Consider the following 17,042-nt stretch of genomic DNA (forward strand, 5'->3'; position numbering starts at 1 on the left):
CGCACAAATGAACAACGAAACATTCCGACAGGGGAGCGCACCACAGCGCTGAGAGTGCGGCACGGCCTTCGAGGCCACGGGCCGCAGACCCTCGGACCTGATCCGGGTCATACCGGCGTAGGGAGTCAGCATCATCATGAACAGCCAGCTTCGGCGTGCCGTCACCGCGGCACTCGTCGGTGCCCTCGGCATCACCACGCTCGCCGCCTGTGGCGGGGAGTCCAAGGACTCCGGCTCCGGCGGCAAAACCGAGTCGAAGACCGTCACCCTCGTCAGCCACGAGTCGTTCGCGGCGTCCGAGGCGGTGCTGAAGGAGTTCACCCGGCAGACCGGCTACACGGTCAAGGTGCTCAAGAGCGGAGACGCGGGCACCGCGCTCAACAAGGAGATCCTGACCAAGGGCTCCCCCCAGGGCGACGTCTTCTTCGGCGTCGACAACACCCTGCTGTCCCGCGCGCTCGAGAACGGCATCTTCACCCCCTACGAGGCCAAGGGCCTCGACCAGGTCGCGGACCAGGTGCAGCTCGACGCGGACAAGCACCGCGTGACGCCCGTGGACACCGGCGACATCTGCGTCAACTACGACAAGAAGTTCTTCGCCGACAAGAAGCTCGCGCCGCCGCGGACGTTCGCCGATCTCGCGAAGCCCGAGTACAAGAACATGCTGGTCGTCGAGAACGCCGCCACCTCCTCGCCCGGTCTGGGCTTCCTGCTCGGCACCATCGGCGAGTACGGCGAGTCCGGCTGGCAGGGCTACTGGAAGAAGCTCAAGGACAACGGCGTCAAGGTCGTCGACGGCTGGGAGCAGGCGTACAACGAGGAGTTCTCGGGCTCCGCCGGTGGCAGGAAGGCCGGGGCCGACCGTCCGCTGGTCGTCTCGTACGCCTCCAGCCCGCCGGTCGAGGTCCTCTACGCCGACCCTTCCCCAAGCTCTTCGAGCAGTGGACACCCCAAGCCCACCGAGGCGCCGACCGGCGTCGCGACCGGCACGTGCTTCCGTCAGATCGAGTTCGCCGGCCTGCTCGAGGGAGCGAAGAACGAGGCGGGCGGCAAGGCGCTGCTGGACTTCCTGATCAGCAAGAAGTTCCAGGAGGACATGCCGCTGAACATGTTCGTCAACCCGGTCGTCGAGGGCGCGAAGCTGCCGGAGCTGTTCACCGAGCACGGGGCGGTCGTCGAGAAGCCCGAGACCGTTGCCGCGGACTCCATCGCGAAGAACCGTGAGCAGTGGGTCCGGTCGTGGTCCTCGCTCGTCGTGAAGTAGCGAAGCCCCCGCGGCCTCCGCGGTATGCGCGTGGGAACGCGGCCCGGCTCGGCCTGATGGCCGTCCCTGTCGCGTTCTTCGCCGTCTTCTTCGCCTACCCCGTAGCCGCCATCGTGGGCCGCGGCCTCCGCGCCGACGGAGCCTGGCAGTTCGGCAGGTTCGGTGAAGTCCTCGGCCGGCCGGACATCGTGGATGTGCTGTGGTTCACCACCTGGCAGGCGCTCGCCTCCACCGTGCTGACACTGCTGATCGCCCTGCCGGGCGCTTACGTCTTCGCCCGCCTCGACTTCCCGGGCAAGCGGCTGCTGCGCGCTGTCGTCACCGTGCCGTTCGTACTCCCGACGGTCGTCGTCGGTACGGCGTTCCTGGCCCTGCTGGGGCGCGGCGGACTCTTCGACGAACTGTGGGGGATCCGGCTGGACACCACGGTGTGGGCCATCCTCCTCGCGCACGTCTTCTTCAACTACGCAGTCGTCGTACGGACCGTCGGCGGCCTGTGGTCGCAGCTCGACCCCCGTCAGGAGGAGGCCGCCCGGGTCCTCGGGGCGGGGCGCCTGGCCGCCTGGCGCCGTGTGACACTGCCCGCGCTGGCACCCTCGGTGGCCGCGGCGGCCCTGATGGTCTTCCTCTTCACCTTCACCTCCTTCGGCGTCGTGCAGATCCTCGGCGGCCCCGCCTTCTCCACCCTCGAGGTGGAGATCTACCGGCAGACCGCGCAGTTCCTGGACCTGCCGACAGCGGCCGTCCTCACCCTGGTGCAGTTCACGGCGGTCGGCGCGGTGCTGACGGTGCACGCCCGGACGGTACGGCGGCGGGAGAGCGCGCTGCGGCTCGTCGACCCGGCGCGAACGGCGCGACGACCCCGGGGAACGGCCCAGTGGACGCTGCTCGGCGGCGTCCTGGCCACCGTCCTCGTACTCCTCCTGGCACCCCTCGCGGTGCTGGTCGAGCGCTCCTTCGACACTCCGGCCGGCTACGGACTCGACTACTACCGCGAACTGGGCACCGTGGACCCGTCCGGCGGGGCGTTCCTCGTACCGCCGATCGACGCCGTGTGGAACTCCCTGCGGTACGCCCTGGCCGCCACCGCCATCTCGGTCGCCGTCGGCGGGCTCGCCGCGGCGGCGCTCACCAGGAAGGCCGGCAGGCTGGTCCGGGGTTTCGACGCGCTGCTGATGCTGCCGCTGGGCGTCTCCGCCGTGACCGTCGGCTTCGGCTTCCTGATCACCCTCGACGAACCCCCGCTGGACCTGCGTGCGTCGTGGATCCTGGTTCCGCTCGCCCAGGCGCTGGTCGGCGTGCCCTTCGTCGTACGCACGATGCTGCCCGTGCTGCGCGCGGTGGACGAACGACTGCGCGAGGCGGCCGCCGTGCTGGGCGCGTCGCCGCTGCGGGCCTGGCGCGAGGTGGACCTGCCGCTGGTGCGCAGGGCGATGCTGGTGGCGGCCGGGTTCGCGTTCGCCGTCTCCCTCGGCGAGTTCGGCGCGACGGTCTTCATCGCCCGGCCGGACAACCCGACACTGCCCGTCGCCGTCGCCCGTCTGCTGGGCCGGCCCGGCGAACTCAACTACGGGCAGGCCATGGCACTGAGCACGATCCTGATGGTGGTGTGCGCGGCGGCGCTGCTCCTGCTCGAACGCATCCGCACCGAAACCACCTCCGAGGAGTTCTGATGGCACTGCTGGAACTGGAGGGCGTGACCGTACGGTTCGGGCCGCGGAACGCGCTGGACGCCGTGGACCTCGAAGTCGCGGAGCACGAGATCGTGTGCCTGCTCGGGCCGAGCGGCAGCGGCAAGTCCACCCTGCTGCGGGTGACCGCCGGACTGCAGCGCGCCGACAAGGGCCGGGTGCTGCTCGGCGGCGCCGACCAGTCCGGGGTGCCGGTGCACCGGCGCGGGGTGGGTCTCATGTTCCAGGACCATCAGCTCTTCCCGCAGCGCGACGTCGCTGGCAACGTCTCCTTCGGACTGCGGATGCATGGCGCGAGCCGTGACGAACAGGTCCGCCGGACCGAGGAGTTGCTTCGGCTGGTGGGACTGCCGGGCGCGGGGAAGCGGTCCGTCGCGGCGCTGTCCGGCGGCGAGCAGCAGCGCGTCGCGCTCGCCAGGGCGCTGGCGCCGGAGCCGAGGCTGCTGATGCTCGACGAACCGCTCGGCCAGCTCGACCGCGGCCTGCGGGAGCGCCTCGTCGTCGAACTGCGTGGCCTGTTCGGGCGGTTGGGTACGACGGTGCTCGCCGTCACTCACGACCAGGGAGAGGCCTTCGCGCTCGCCGACCGTGTCGTCGTCATGCAGGACGGACGGATCGCGCAGGCGGGCACGCCTCTCGAGGTCTGGCAGCGGCCCGCGTCGGAGTTCGTCGCCCGCTTCCTCGGCTTCGACAACGTGGTGGCAGCGACCGTCGGCGGCGCGGTCGCCGACACGGTGTGGGGCAAGGTCCCCGTGCCCGACGGCTCGCCACAGGGCGCGCGGACGCTGCTCGTACGGCCGGACGGCGTGCGGCTGACCGGCCCCTCCCAGGGGCTGCGGTGCACGGTCGAGTCCCGTACGTTCCGCGGGAGCCATGTCGCCGTGCGACTGCGGCCGTCGGAGGGGCCGGTCCTGGAGGCGGAGTGCTCCCTGGCGCAGGCTCCGGAGGAGGGCGCCGTGGTGGGTGTGGTGTTCGCCGACGAGGAGGTCGTGGTCCTCGGGACGGACGCTCCTTCCTAAGGGCTGTCCCGCAATCCCCGCTGGGCGCACGACGACAGCTACGGCACCTCGCTGCGTTGTCGAATCGCCCGGATACATCCAGTATGAGGACGACCCTCCGCCTTGCGATGCACCGCATCTGACGCCGCGCGCTGATCCACCGTGGGTTACGGGACAGCCCTTGGGGAGCGCATCGTGGTTCCACCGGACGAGGCGGCCGTCGAAGAGCCGGAAATTGCTGCCGGCTGTGCGATGTCGGAGCCCTGACGCCGTGGCGGGCGGCGCACCTGCTCGGAGCCCGCCGCCGCGAAGTCGGCCATGCCGACGGCCGAACTGCCCCGGTCGACCGGCCGCTCGCGTCGTCCCCCGGGTCAGTGCCCGGGAGCCCGAGTTGCGGCGCGCCCTGGCGGCACCATCGGTACGAGTACGTCGTCCGAGGCGGGCAGGGCCAGAGCTCGCGCGAGCGCGGCCGTCACCCCGGCGGCGTGCTCCGGCAGTTGTCGTGCCGACCAAACCGAGGCAAGGCCAAGGAAGTCCGCCAGGTCGCGCTCTGCCCTCGCGAGCAGGCGCCGAAGCTCGGCGGTGGGCAGCTCGATCACCGGGCTGTCCTCCCGATCGGCGTCCACGGTCAGACGGACCGCGTCGCCGAGCCGTTCGGCGAGCGGGGACGGATCGTGCCCGAACGACGCCCAGCCGTCACCGTCGAGGACGTCGAGCCAGTCGCCCCGCTCTTCGAGCCCGTTGCAGCAGCCCGGCGTCAAGGCCACGCCCGTGACGGTGTCGGTGACGCGCAGGCCGCCGGGTGCGAGGAGTTCGTCCATGGTGAGCAGGCCGTGCAGGAAGGACCTGAGCGGATCGAGGGGACGCGGCCGGTCGTCGTCGGCGTCCGGCTCCGCCTCGTTGTAGTCGGCGATGCGCATGACCGCTGTGCCGACCTCGGCGGGCGTCAGAGCACCGCTGAGCGGCAGGAAGCCGTCCGGCTCGGTCACGGTGACCGGCCACAGCCCGAAGCCGGTGGGCATGTGGACTTCGAGGACGGGTTGCAACACGATCACTCATGGAGTGTGCGCCATGCCCTCCCGCACCGCATGCCAATAGCGGCGACGAGACAGCCCACCCGCACGCCCCCACCCGGCGGTCACGGACCACCGTGACCCCCATGTGCACCGGCCCGTCGAGTCTCCGTCCCCCATCAATGAGCGCTTCAGTCGGCGGATTTCGCAAGCAACCGGGACGCCCCCGGTATCCCGCCGGCGAAGTGTGGACGTCGAAACTCTCGGGCCAATCGGTCATTGCTCAGGCAGGATGCCTTCCGTGAACCATGTCCTGCGCGGGCTCGCAGCCAATGTGGCCCTGCCGTCCGAGCTTGTTGACCGGCTGATCGCGGTCGCGGACACCGACACCGCCGTGATTCTCGCCGGTCGAGCAGACCTCAGCCGTGAGCAGGCCGTCGCGTTGGCCGCGCACGCCGAGGAAGGCGCTGTGCAACTCGCGTACGAAGGCCGGCTGACCGTCGCCGACGTCGATCCTGCGGCACAGCCCCATGCCGCCCTCGCCATGCTCGACGAGCGTGCCGGCAGCCCGGCCTGGGCACGTCTTCTCGCGGCAGATCCTGTCGTCGAGCACCGGGAGAAACTGGCTGCCTGCTCCGGTCTTCCGCCTGATGTCGTGGAGACGCTTGCCGCAGATTTGGACGTACGGGTGGTCTCGGAGCTCGCGTTGTGGACCACAGCGGAAGTGGCCGCCAGGCTCGCGCGGCATCCGCACGCCGAGGTCCGCCGCGCGGTGGCGGCCAACGAGGCGACGCCGCCGGCGGTGCTGGCGGCGTTGATCAATGGCGAGGCAATGCCTCCCGCCCAGCGGTGCTCTGTCTGTGACCGTGAAGAGACGCCGTTCGTACACGATTCGCAATGCGCGAGGCTCGACTGCGATCTGTTGCCGGGCGCCTCCTGCGACGGCTCCCACGAGTCCACCACGCACGACATACAGCAGGCGGCGCTGCGGAACCCGGCCACACCCACCGAAGCCGTCGTCGGCTTCGCCGACCACCCTTCGCCCCTGCTGCGCTGGGCGCTCGCCGCCCGTCCCGATCTGCCGCCGGAAGTGTACAGACGGCTCGCCGCAGACCTCATACCCGGTGTCCGGGCCGACCTTGCCGGAAATCCGGCGATCGACGACGCCCTGATCCGCGTACTGGCCGGCGATCGTGACAATGACGTGCGGCGCGGGCTCGCACACAACCCGCACCTGCCGCTCGATGTGCTCATCCACCTGGCCGGCGCGACCAGGGTCGGCACCACCCTGCTGCCGCGGATCGCCTCTGCCTCCCCCGCCGAGATCGAGGCACTGGCCCAGTCGCCGGCCCCGGCCGCACGGATGCTCCTGGCCCAACGACGCGATCTGCCGACCGAGATCTGCGACGAGCTGGCCGATGACCCAGATGCGAAAGTGGTCAAGTCCATCGCTGGGCACCCAGGCCTGTCCGAAACACAGCTGCGCGCCATGGTCGACCGACACGGCGTCCAGGTTCTCGCCAAGGTGGCTGCCAACCCGGACGCGTCCCCCGCACTGCTGGAGGACCTGAGCCGGCACGAACCACCCGTACAGAAAGCGTTCCGTGCAATCGCCCGCCATCGCAATGCGACCGCGTCGGCACTGCTCGCCTGCCTGGCGGACCAGCAGGCGCGGCCCCTGGCCGCCGGCCACCCGGCACTCCCGCCGACCGTCGTCGCAGAGCTCCTCACCGACACGGACTGGCAGGTAGTGGAAGCGGCGGCCGCGAACCCGTCGCTCCCGCCTGCCGTCATGGCGGATCTGGCGCTCCGGCGGTGAACTTTCCACCTGCCGACCGAGGCGCCCGGCACCGCCGCCGCAAGTGCTCATCCGCCTGCTGAAGAGCTCAGTCACAACCGCCTGCCCCGGCCGCATGTCCCACACCGAGACCTCGTGCGTCTGCCTGCCCGCCGGGTCTCGTACAGGCGGCCCCGCGAAGACAGGCCGCGACGCTTCTGCCTCCGCTGTGCGGAGCCGGTGAGTTCTAGGACTGGACGGTGTCCGCGAGCAGTCGGCGCAGGGCTTGCGGTGCCTCCTCGACCGAGTCGACGAGGGCGATGCGCGACTCCATCGACCGGCCGCTCGCGAGCGAGCGCAGCAGTGGCCAGGCGGGGAGGTGGTCCGTCCAGTGGGACCGGTTCACGAGCACCATCGGGGTCGGTTCGCCACGGGACTCGTAGTAGTTCGGCGTCGCGTTGTCGAAGATCTCCTGCAGAGTGCCGGCCGCCCCCGGCAGGAAGATCACACCCGCGTTGCAGCGGGCCAGAAGGCCGTCCTCGCGGGTGGCGTTGGCGAAGTACTTGGCGATGTGGCCCGCGAAGGCGTTCGGCGGCTCATGGCCGTAGAACCAGGTGGGGATGCCGACCGAGTCCCCGCCCCGCGGCCAGCGGTGACGCACCTCGAAGGCGGCCTGCGCCCAGTCCGTGATCGAGGGGACGAACGAGGGGGCCTTGGCGAGCAGTTGGAGCGCGTCGTCCAGCATCCCGTCCGGGTGAGGTGCCGCGTACGCGCCGAGATTGGCGGCCTCCATCGCACCGGGCCCGCCGCCCGTGGCGACTGAGAACCCGGCACGGGACAGTTCGCGGCCGAGCCGGGCGGCGCCTGTGTAGGCGTCGGTGCCGCGGCCCATCGCGTGGCCGCCCATCACGCCCACGACCCGCTTGCCGACGAGGAGTTCGTCGAGCGCGTCGTTCATCGAGTCGTCGTGGACGGCGCGGAGCATCGAGGCGTAGATGTCGCCGTCCGCCTTCGTCCGCTGGAACCAGGCGTACGCGAGGGCGTCCGGCGTCGATTCGTAGCCGCCGCCGGGCTCCGAGAGGCCGGCGAACAGGTCGTCGGGGGAGTAGAGCCGTCCGCGGTACGGGTCGAAGGGCATGCCCGGCACGGGCGGGAAGACGAGTGCGCCGTCCGCGCGGACCTTGGCGGCGGCGTCGGGCTCCAGGAGGCACCCGAGGAAGACGGCGGCGGCCGTGTCGACGCGGAGGAGGTCGGGGGTGCGGGCCGTCAGGTCCAGGGACTGCAACCGGAATCCGACGAGGGGGCCTCGGGCGACGACCTGGTCGAACTCTTCGAGGGACTCGATCTCGCGGTCGGTGGGGGTGGCGGTCATGCGCCCACGATAGGCGGCGGGTTCCGCGGGTCGTGTGCGGGTCGCCCGTGGCCGGCCGCACCCCCAACCCCGCCCCTTACCGAACCGGGCAGGCCCCGGCCTGCCCCGTACCGCCCTGTGGGTGTGGCCTCAATCGCCGGCCGGGCCGGCACTGCCCCGCCCCGCCCGGGGAAGGCGAGGCGGGAACGGGCCCCGTGCGGTGGACGCCTCAGCGGGTCAGTGGGGTGGCGGCGAGCGCGCCCACCGTCAGGGTGAGGGGAAGGAAGACCGTGACGAGGACCGTCGCTCGCAGGGCAGCGGCCTGGCGGAGGACCGTCGCCGAGGCGCCCGCGTCCACCAGCGCGGCGCTCGACCCGGCGCGTGACTGTCTGGCCTCGAGTGCCGCCGTCAGCAGGGCCGCCGCCGTGCAGGCGACGACCAGTGTCACGCCGAGGCCGGTCATCGGGCCCCAGGGCCGTGGCGCGGAGCCGTAGGCGGCGGTCGAGGCGACCGCGCCGGACGCCACCGCGCACATGACGCCGAGGGGGCGGCCGATGCGCCGGGACTCCTCCATGAGGATGCGGCCGGCCAGCAGACGCGCCACGCCGGGCCGGGTCGACTGGAGCAGCATGCCGCACAGGTGGGTGACGGCCGGGCCCGCCAGCCACAGGCCGAGCGCCGTCAGGGCCCAGCCCATGAGGACCCCGGCCGGGAGACCGTCGGTGCCCGCGCCGCTCACGTACGTCTCCACGGCCAGACCCACAGCGACGAGTGCGACGCCCCAGGGGAGCCCCGCGGGCGTGCCGGCCGGTTCCTCGGCGTCGTCGGGGCGTGCGGGCCGGGGCCGCAGGATCAGCGCGGCCGCGGTGGTGGCGAGGACCGGTACGAGTGCCAGCAGCGTGAGCGCGGCGGGCAGCGGCAGCGGCTGTTCCGCGGCGAGCAGGTCGGCCGCGGCCCCGTCGAACGGCAGGCCCGTCAGATCGCCCCGCAGGTGCAGGAAGAACAGCAGCGCGAGCATGCTGCCGAGCGTGCAGGACAGTGCGGTGGAGGCGGCGGCGAGGGCGGCGAGGCGTACGGGGCCGAGCCCGACGGCGGACAGACCCGCCCGCGGCCTGGTGCCCGGGTCCGTACGGGCCACGGCCACGGCGAGGTGGACCGCCGCGGCGAGCGGCAGGACGCACCACAGCAGGCGGACCACTGCCGCCCGGTCGTCGGGATGGGACAGCGCGTACATCAGGGTCCACAGCAGAAGGAAGCCGGTACCCGCCGACGCCGCCGCCACCATCAGCCGGCGGAGCAGTACGGGCGGAAGTGCCCCACGGGCTAGACGGAGAGCGAGCACGGGGCCCGGCCTTCCGTGTCGACGGCCACGGGGGAACCGGCGCGGCGCCCGTCGGCGATCGTGATCGTGCGGTCGGCGACCGCCGCGACGTCCGCGTCGTGCGTGGCGAGCACCATGGTGATCCGGTGCGAGCGGACCGCGGCCGTGACGGTGCGCAGGACCTGGGCCCGGTCGGCGCTGTGCAGTGAGGCGGTCGGCTCGTCGGCGAAGAGCACGGACGGAGTGGTGACCAGGGACCGCGCCACGGCGACGCGCTGCTGTTCGGCACGGACCAGCGCCCGGGGGCGCTTGCCCGCCGTGCTGCCGATGTCCAGCCGTTCCATCCACTCCAGTGCCGTGGACTTCGCGGCGCGGCGCGAGACGCCGGCGAGCAGCAGCGGCAGGGCGACGTTCTCCCATGCCTTCAGCTCCGGCACGAGTGCCGGTTCGGGGTCGATCCAGCCGAACCGGTCGCGCCGCAGCCGCTCACGCGCCGGGGCCGGCATGGTGTGCACGGGGGAGCTGTTGAACCAGACCTCGCCCTGCTGCGCGACGAGCCGGCCGGACAGGCACTGGAGCAGTGTGGTCTTGCCGCTGCCGCGCGCACCGTGGACGGCGAGGATCTCGCCCTCCCGTACGCCCAGGGACACGCCCACGAGGGCCGGGGAGCCACGGTGGGCGTGGTGCAGGGAGCGGGCCCAGAGCACATCGTTGTCGGGCGGGGCCACCATCACGTACACCTCGGTTCTGATCAGATTTCCGGCCCCCCGTACGGGGGAACGAAGGCAGGGCCGATCGGTCACTGGGCACGCTAAGGAGTCACTGCCGCACTGCTGGGAAGCACGCGGCCCGGGCACCGTCCATCTCACTCGGATGGAGGCACCCGGGCCTCGGGCCGTACGCGGGAGGGAGGTCCCGTCAGAGCTTCGTCCAGGCCTCCGTCAGGACGCTCCGCAGGATCTGCTCGATTTCGTCGAACGTCGACTGGTCGGCGATCAGCGGCGGTGCCAGCTGGACGACCGGGTCACCGCGGTCGTCGGCCCGGCAGTACAGGCCGTTGTCGTACAGCGCCTTGGAGAGGAAGCCGTACAGGACGCGCTCCGTCTCCTCGTCGTTGAAGGACTCCTTGGTGACCTTGTCCTTGACCAGCTCGATGCCGTAGAAGAAGCCGTTGCCCCTCACGTCGCCGACGATCGGCAGGTCGTGCAGCTTCTGCAGCGTGGAGAGGAAGTTGCCCTCGTTGTCGAGGACGTGCTGGTTGAGACCCTCGCGTTCGAAGATGTCGAGGTTGGCGAGACCCACGGCCGCGGAGACCGGGTGGCCGCCGAAGGTGTAGCCGTGCAGGAAGGTGTTGTCGCCCTTGTAGAACGGCTCGGCGACGCGGTCGGAGATGATGCAGGCGCCGATCGGCGAGTAGCCGGAGGTCATGCCCTTGGCGCAGGTGATCATGTCCGGCACGTAGCCGAACTTGTCGCAGCCGAACATCGTGCCGAGGCGGCCGAAGGCGCAGATCACCTCGTCGGAGACGAGCAGTACGTCGTACTGGTCGCAGATCTCGCGGACCCGCTGGAAGTACCCGGGCGGCGGCGGGAAGCAGCCACCGGCGTTCTGCACCGGCTCGAGGAAGACGGCGGCGACGGTCTCCGGTCCCTCGAAGAGGATCTGCTGCTCGATCTGGTCGGCGGCCCAGCGGCCGAAGGCCTCGGGGTCGTCGCCGTGGAGCGGGGCGCGGTAGATGTTGGTGTTCGGCACCTTGTGCGCGCCGGGGACCAGCGGCTCGAAGGGGGCCTTGAGCGCGGGCAGGCCGGTGATGGACAGGGCGCCCTGCGGGGTGCCGTGGTAGGCGACCGCCCGCGAGATGACCTTGTACTTGGTGTGCTTGCCCTGGAGCTTGAAGTACTGCTTGGCGAGCTTCCACGCGGTCTCGACGGCTTCGCCGCCGCCGGTGGTGAAGAAGACCTTGTTGAGGTCGCCCGGCGCGTGGTGGGCGAGGCGCTCCGCCAGCTCGACCGCCTTGGGGTGCGCGTAGGACCACACGGGGAAGAACGCGAGTTCCTGGGCCTGCTTGTAGGCGGTCTCCGCGAGCTCGTGCCGGCCGTGGCCGGCGTTGACCACGAAGAGGCCGGCGAGGCCGTCCAGGTAGCGCTTGCCCTTGTCGTCGTAGATGTAGGTGCCCTCGCCACGCACGATGGTGGGCACGGGTGCGTGCTCGTACGACGACATGCGGGTGAAGTGCATCCACAGGTGGTCGTAGGCGGTCTTGGAGAGGTCCTTGCTCACGGCTATCGGGTTCCCCACATATAGGTCTGCTTCTTGAGCTTGAGGTAGACGAAGCTCTCGGTGGAGCGCACGCCGGGGAGCGCGCGGATCCGCTTGTTGATCACTTCGAGCAGGTGGTCGTCGTCCTCGCAGACGATCTCCACCATGAGGTCGAAGGAGCCCGCGGTCATCACCACGTACTCGCACTCGGCCATGGCCGTCAGCGCGTCCGCCACGGGGTCGAGGTCGCCCTCGACCGTGATGCCGACCATCGCCTGGCGTCGCAGGCCCACGGTGAGCGGGTCGGTGACGGCGACGATCTGCATCACGCCCTGATCGAGCAGCTTCTGGACGCGCTGCCGCACCGCCGCTTCGGAAAGGCCGACGGCCTTGCCGATCGCGGCATAGGGACGGCGACCGTCCTCCTGGAGCTGTTCGATGATCGCGAGGGAGACCGCATCGATCGTCGGGGTCGACGAACCGCCTGCGGTTCCGGTCCTGGAGTCTGCGCTACGACTGGCCACAACGTCACTCTGCACCGGGACTCGTCTGTCTGGCAAGCCCTGAGCAATGAAATTCGTTGTTCGAGGGCGTAAATCTCACTGAATCCGAAGTTGGGGGCAGCTGGGCCTGTTGAAATCTTCCGCGAAGAGATTAGGGTGGGGTGTCTCACCCATCGGACATGACAGGAGGGGTGGCAACAGTGACCACCGAGCTGCGTCGTCTGCGCAACTACATCAACGGGGAGTTCAAGGACGCCGCCGACGGCCGGACGATCGACATCGTCAACCCCGTGACCGGCGAGGCGTACGCGACCTCGCCGCTCTCCGGCCAGGCTGACGTCGACGCCGCCATGGACGCTGCCGCGGCCGCCTTTCCCGCCTGGCGCGACACCACGCCCGCCGAGCGCCAGAAGGTGCTGCTGAAGATCGCCGACGCGTTCGAGGAGCGCGCGGAGGACCTGATCGCGGCCGAGTCGGAGAACACGGGCAAGCCGCTCGGACTCACCCGCACCGAAGAGATCCCGCCGATGGTGGACCAGATCCGCTTCTTCGCGGGTGCGGCGCGCATGCTCGAGGGCCGCTCGGCCGGCGAGTACATGGAGGGCATGACCTCCATCGTCCGCCGCGAGCCGGTCGGCGTCTGCGCGCAGGTCGCGCCGTGGAACTACCCGATGATGATGGCCGTCTGGAAGTTCGCCCCGGCTCTGGCCGCGGGCAACACCGTCGTCCTGAAGCCGTCGGACACCACGCCCGCGTCGACCCTGCTGATGGCCGAGATCATCGGCGCGATCACTCCCAAGGGCGTCTTCAACGTCGTCTGCGGCGACCGTGAGACCGGCCGCGCGATGGTGGAGCACCCCACCCCCGCCATGGCTTCCATCACCGGTTCCGTGCGCGCCGGCATGCAGGTCGCCGCCTCCGCGGCCAAGGACGTCAAGCGCGTTCACCTGGAGCTCGGCGGCAAGGCCCCGGTCGTGGTCTTCGAGGACACCGACATCGCCAAGGCCGTCGAGGACATCTCGGTGGCGGGCTTCTTCAACGCCGGCCAGGACTGCACGGCCGCCACCCGTGTGCTCGTGCACGAGTCGATCCACGACGAGTTCGTGTCCGCGCTCGCCAAGGCGGCGACGGAGACGAAGACCGGCGCCCCGGACGACGAGGACGTGCTCTACGGTCCGCTGAACAACGCCAACCAGCTGGACCATGTCACCGGCTTCATCGACCGGCTCCCGGCGCACGCCAAGGTCGAGGCCGGCGGACAGCGGGTCGGCGACAAGGGCTACTTCTACGCCCCGACCGTGGTCTCCGGGCTCAAGCAGGACGACGAGATCGTCCAGAACGAGGTCTTCGGCCCGGTCATCACCGTCCAGTCTTTCTCCGACGAGGCGCAGGCGCTCGAGTGGGCGAACGGCGTGGAGTACGCGCTGGCTTCCTCGGTGTGGACCAAGGACCACGCGCGGGCGATGCGCATGTCGAAGTCCCTGGACTTCGGGTGCGTGTGGATCAACACCCACATCCCGCTGGTCGCGGAGATGCCGCACGGCGGTTTCAAGAAGTCCGGCTACGGCAAGGACCTGTCGGCGTACGGCTTCGACGACTACACGCGCATCAAGCACGTGATGACGTCGCTCGACGGCTGACACACTCCGCCCCGCGGAGCACGCCCTGCCCGTCCTGAACACACCGCGCGCCCGGTGCACCTGTGTGCACCGGGCGCGCGGTCGTGCGGCGGAGGCTACGGACTGCTGACGAACTCGACCGCGTCCACGTCGAACGAATTGTTCTGCGGGGACGTGAAGACGAGATACAGCCTGTGCGTACCCGCCGTCGCCTCGACCGGAACCGCCGGCGTCGACGAGTAGTTGTCCCAGCCGCCCGTGTTCGGGACGGGGGTCGTGGCGAGGAGCTTGCCGTCGGGGGCGTCCGCGCGCAGCTCGATCGCGCCGACCCCGTACGGCGAGGACAGCTTGTAGCTCACGCTGCCGATGCCCTCGACGCTCATCGGATCGAACGCCACCCAGTCGCCGTTGCTGACGTCGCCGATGCGCTTGCCGTTCTCCGCGCCTGCCTGGGACACCACACGGGTGCCGGACTGGGCGTCGTAGTACTCGGCCTGCTTGTGCTTGGGCTGCAGGACCGCGCGTCCGTAGCCGGTGAGGGCGGAGGTGCCCGGCGCGCCCTTGTCGGTGTACTTGGCGTTGAGGACGTAGGTGAGGTCCGCGCCCTCGGGGTGGCCGCCGAGATCACCGGTGTCCAGAGTGCCCTCGCAGCCCGGGATGTCGGTGGTGGGGTGCTCGTGGTCGTCGTGCCCGAGGGCCGGGTTGACGGTGACCCTGGCGCAGTCGACCGGGCCGTCCTCGGGGTCGGTGACGGTGACCTTGTAGGGAATCCGGTCGCCGAAGTCGATGAGCCTGCCGTTCACCGGGAACTCGATGGTCACCTTCGGGACGGTGTTGCCCGCGGTGATCGGGACGTTGGCGTAGCCGGACTTCCCGGTGGAGTCGGTGACCTTGAGCTGGGCGGTGAAGTCCCCCGCGGTGGTGTACGTGTGGGTCGGTGACGCCTCCGTGGAGTCGTACGTGCCGTCACCGTCGAAGTCCCAGGCGAAGGCCAGTGCGTCGCCGTCCGGGTCGTTGCTGCCCTCGCTGGAGAAGCTCACCTCCAGCGGCAGGGGGCCATCGGTCGCGGAGGCTGCCGCCTTGGCGACCGGGATGCGCTGCCCCTGGGCGTAGTCGACGCGGTAGAGACCGGAGTCGTTGTTGCCCCCGCCGAAGGAACTGCCCCATTCGAGGACGTACAGCGAGCCGTCCGGGCCGAACGTCATGTCCATGGGCTTGTTGAACTTCACCGTCGACAGGAAGTCGTTGATCTTGAGCAGCTTCTCCTCCTGGTCGAAGCGGATCTCCTTGACGTAGTCGCGGGACCACTCGTAGAAGAAGCTCGCGCCCTCGAAGTAGGCGGGGAACTTCGACGTGGAGGGGTTGTCCGCGTCGTAGTGGTAGACCGGGCCGCTCATCGGCGCGGAACCGCCGGAGCCCATCTCCGGGAACTCGGGCGAGGTGCCGTAGCCGTACCAGATCTCCGGCTGGGTCAGCTCCGGCAGGTCGGTGAGCCCCGTGTTGTTGGGCGACGGGTTCACCGGGTTGTCGCAGTCGAACTTGGCGCCGACCTCACCGGTGTCCGGGTTGTACGGCGCGTACGCCTGGTTGTTCCCGTGGCAGAACGGCCAGCCGAAGTTGCCCGGCTTCTTGATGACGTTGTACTCCACCAGGCCCTCGGGGCCACGATCGGTGGTGGGCAGACCGCGGTCCGGTCCGTAGTCCGACACATGGACGTACCCGGTCCTGGCGTCGACGGTGAAGCGGAAGGGGTTGCGGAAGCCCATCGCGTAGATCTCGGGACGGGTCTTCTCCGTGCCCTTCCTGAAGAGGTTGCCCTTGGGGATCGTGTAGCCGCCGCGGTTGGTGGGCTTGATGCGCAGGATCTTGCCGCGCAGGTCGTCGGTGCTGCCCGCGGTCCGGGCGGCGTCGAGCATCTCCTTGCCCTCGCGCCAGTCGATCGGGGCGTAGCCCTGCCAGTCCGGATCCAGGTTCGGCGGCACGTCGTCGCCGGTGCCCAGGTAGAGGGTGCCGTCCGGGCCGAACTCGACGGCGCCACCGGTGTGTCCGGGCTCCGGGAAGGTGCGGTCCCGGTAGGCGGGCACGTCGAGCAGCTTCTTCTCGCTCGCCGGATCGAGCTTGCCGTCCTTGATGGTGAACCGGGAGAGGCGGTTGACGTCCTCGGTGGACGCGGCCGGCGCGTGGTACAGGTAGATCCAGCCGTTCTTCGTGAAGTCGGGGTCCAGCTCCATGCCGACCAGACCGTCCTCGCCGCCGGTGTAGACGTCGAGCTTGCCCGCGGTGGTCGTGGAGTGGGTCTCCGGGTCGAAGATCCTCACCTCGCCGTTGCGCTGGGCGTAGACGACGCGGCCGTCCTTCGCGACGTCGAGCTCCATCGGGTCGGCCGTGTTGTCGTCGAGGGTGACCTTCTCGTAGCCGCTCCAGACGGTGCCGCCGCAGTCGCCCGCCTCTGCACCGGCCGCCCACTTGAGGCCGCCGACGACATGGTCGCGGAAGAACTCCTCGCTGTAGGCGGGGGTGTCGTGGCCCATGGCGGTGGCCCAGACCTTGCCGCCCTGGGCACTGCGGCACCAGGAGATGGGGTGGTCGGCGCCCATGGCCGCGCCGCCCGGGTCGTACGTGGTCTCGTCGGCGGTCACCAGCACATGCACGTCGCCGCGGTTGTTGGCGTCGAAGTTGTACCACTCCTCCGGGCGCTCCCAGCGCTCCGGCAGGCCCTTGGTGGAGGGGTGGACGCGGTCGGCGACCTTGGCCGTGCCCTGCAGGACCCCGGGTGAGTGGGCCGGCATGTGGACGCCGCCGTTGATGGTCTCGTCCCACCACGGGAACTGCTCCTCGACGCCCATGTCGAGGGTGTTGTGGATGGCGACGACTCCCTTGCCGCCGCGGACGTACTTCTCCATCGCGTCGCGCTGTGCCTCGGTGTCCCACACCATGCCGGAGTTCTGCAGCATGACGATGGCGTCGAAGTCCTTCAGCTTCTCGTCGTCGAAGACCGCCGGGTCCGCGGTCTGGACGATCTCGAAGTTGTTCTCGGCCGCCTCTTCCTCGAACATCTTGATGCCTGCCGGGATCGAACCGTGGACGTAGCCCACGGCCCGGGTGAACAGCAGTGCGCGGAAGGCGGGTTCTTCCTCCGGGGCGGCGTTTGCGGGCATTGCGGCAAGCCCGAGCAGAAGGGCGCTCGCCGCAGCGACGACCGCCCTTCTTGCGCCGCGAGCGTGACGGCTCATTGCCGGTCCTCTC

General features: G+C 70.2%; 12 protein-coding genes and 1 riboswitch. Of the genes, 5 read left to right on the forward strand and 7 right to left on the reverse strand.

Features of this window, described 5'->3' with window-relative positions; all coding sequences use genetic code 11:
• Positions 1-19: 19 nt before the first annotated feature.
• Positions 20-141, forward strand: a riboswitch (TPP riboswitch).
• The 3 genes from ACFYV1_RS29030 (at position 137) to ACFYV1_RS29040 (ending at position 3,974) form a co-directional block, all read left to right on the forward strand.
• Positions 137-1,264, forward strand: a complete 1,128-nt coding sequence (locus ACFYV1_RS29030; RefSeq protein ID WP_389398560.1) for a thiamine ABC transporter substrate binding subunit — start codon at positions 137-139, stop codon at positions 1,262-1,264. (Overlaps the previous riboswitch by 5 nt.)
• A gap of 56 nt (positions 1,265-1,320) precedes the next feature.
• Positions 1,321-2,937 carry an ABC transporter permease gene (locus ACFYV1_RS29035; RefSeq protein ID WP_389398561.1) on the forward strand — a complete coding sequence of 539 codons (1,617 nt, stop codon included), beginning with the start codon at positions 1,321-1,323 and terminating at the stop codon, positions 2,935-2,937.
• On the forward strand, positions 2,937-3,974 hold the full coding sequence (locus ACFYV1_RS29040; RefSeq protein ID WP_389398562.1) for an ABC transporter ATP-binding protein: 1,038 nt from the start codon (positions 2,937-2,939) through the stop codon (positions 3,972-3,974). The genes ACFYV1_RS29035 and ACFYV1_RS29040 overlap by 1 nt, the downstream gene beginning before the upstream one ends.
• A 350-nt stretch (positions 3,975-4,324) precedes the next feature.
• On the opposite strand, the gene ACFYV1_RS29045 is transcribed toward ACFYV1_RS29040, so the two are convergent.
• Positions 4,325-5,008, reverse strand: a complete 684-nt coding sequence (locus tag ACFYV1_RS29045) for a hypothetical protein (RefSeq protein ID WP_389398563.1) — start codon at positions 5,006-5,008, stop codon at positions 4,325-4,327.
• Between the two features lie 259 nt (positions 5,009-5,267).
• Between ACFYV1_RS29045 and ACFYV1_RS29050 the strand changes: the two genes are divergently transcribed.
• A complete protein-coding gene (locus ACFYV1_RS29050; RefSeq protein WP_389398564.1) occupies positions 5,268-6,785 on the forward strand; it encodes a hypothetical protein in 1,518 nt (505 codons plus the stop codon).
• Between the two features lie 205 nt (positions 6,786-6,990).
• Here the strand turns inward: ACFYV1_RS29050 and ACFYV1_RS29055 are convergent, their stop codons facing one another.
• From ACFYV1_RS29055 to ACFYV1_RS29075, 5 genes are all read right to left on the reverse strand, one after another.
• Positions 6,991-8,115: an LOG family protein gene (locus ACFYV1_RS29055; RefSeq protein WP_389398565.1), complete on the reverse strand. Its 1,125-nt coding sequence runs from the start codon at positions 8,113-8,115 to the stop codon at positions 6,991-6,993.
• 208 nt (positions 8,116-8,323) lie between these two features.
• The gene (locus ACFYV1_RS29060; RefSeq protein WP_389398566.1) at positions 8,324-9,436 is read right to left on the reverse strand and encodes a hypothetical protein; all 1,113 of its coding nucleotides are present in this window, start codon (positions 9,434-9,436) and stop codon (positions 8,324-8,326) included.
• Complete coding sequence (locus ACFYV1_RS29065) at positions 9,418-10,146, reverse strand: ABC transporter ATP-binding protein (RefSeq protein WP_389398567.1); 729 nt, start codon at positions 10,144-10,146, stop codon at positions 9,418-9,420. Before ACFYV1_RS29065 ends, ACFYV1_RS29060 begins: the two co-directional genes overlap by 19 nt.
• A gap of 187 nt (positions 10,147-10,333) precedes the next feature.
• Complete coding sequence (locus ACFYV1_RS29070) at positions 10,334-11,713, reverse strand: aspartate aminotransferase family protein (RefSeq protein ID WP_389398568.1); 1,380 nt, start codon at positions 11,711-11,713, stop codon at positions 10,334-10,336.
• Entirely contained in the window at positions 11,698-12,213 is a 516-nt protein-coding gene (locus tag ACFYV1_RS29075; protein ID WP_389398569.1) for an Lrp/AsnC family transcriptional regulator, read from the reverse strand. Before ACFYV1_RS29075 ends, ACFYV1_RS29070 begins: the two co-directional genes overlap by 16 nt.
• A gap of 164 nt (positions 12,214-12,377) precedes the next feature.
• On the opposite strand from ACFYV1_RS29075, the gene ACFYV1_RS29080 reads away from it, so the two are divergent.
• Positions 12,378-13,817 (forward strand): gamma-aminobutyraldehyde dehydrogenase, encoded by a 1,440-nt coding sequence (locus tag ACFYV1_RS29080; protein WP_389398570.1) that lies wholly within the window; start codon positions 12,378-12,380, stop codon positions 13,815-13,817.
• A gap of 95 nt (positions 13,818-13,912) precedes the next feature.
• On the opposite strand, the gene ACFYV1_RS29085 is transcribed toward ACFYV1_RS29080, so the two are convergent.
• Entirely contained in the window at positions 13,913-17,029 is a 3,117-nt protein-coding gene (locus ACFYV1_RS29085; RefSeq protein WP_389398571.1) for a ThuA domain-containing protein, read from the reverse strand.
• Positions 17,030-17,042: the final 13 nt, after the last annotated feature.

It is taken from the genome of Streptomyces sp. NPDC003023, from assembly GCF_042888225.1.
Classification (GTDB): Bacteria; Actinomycetota; Actinomycetes; order Streptomycetales; family Streptomycetaceae; genus Streptomyces.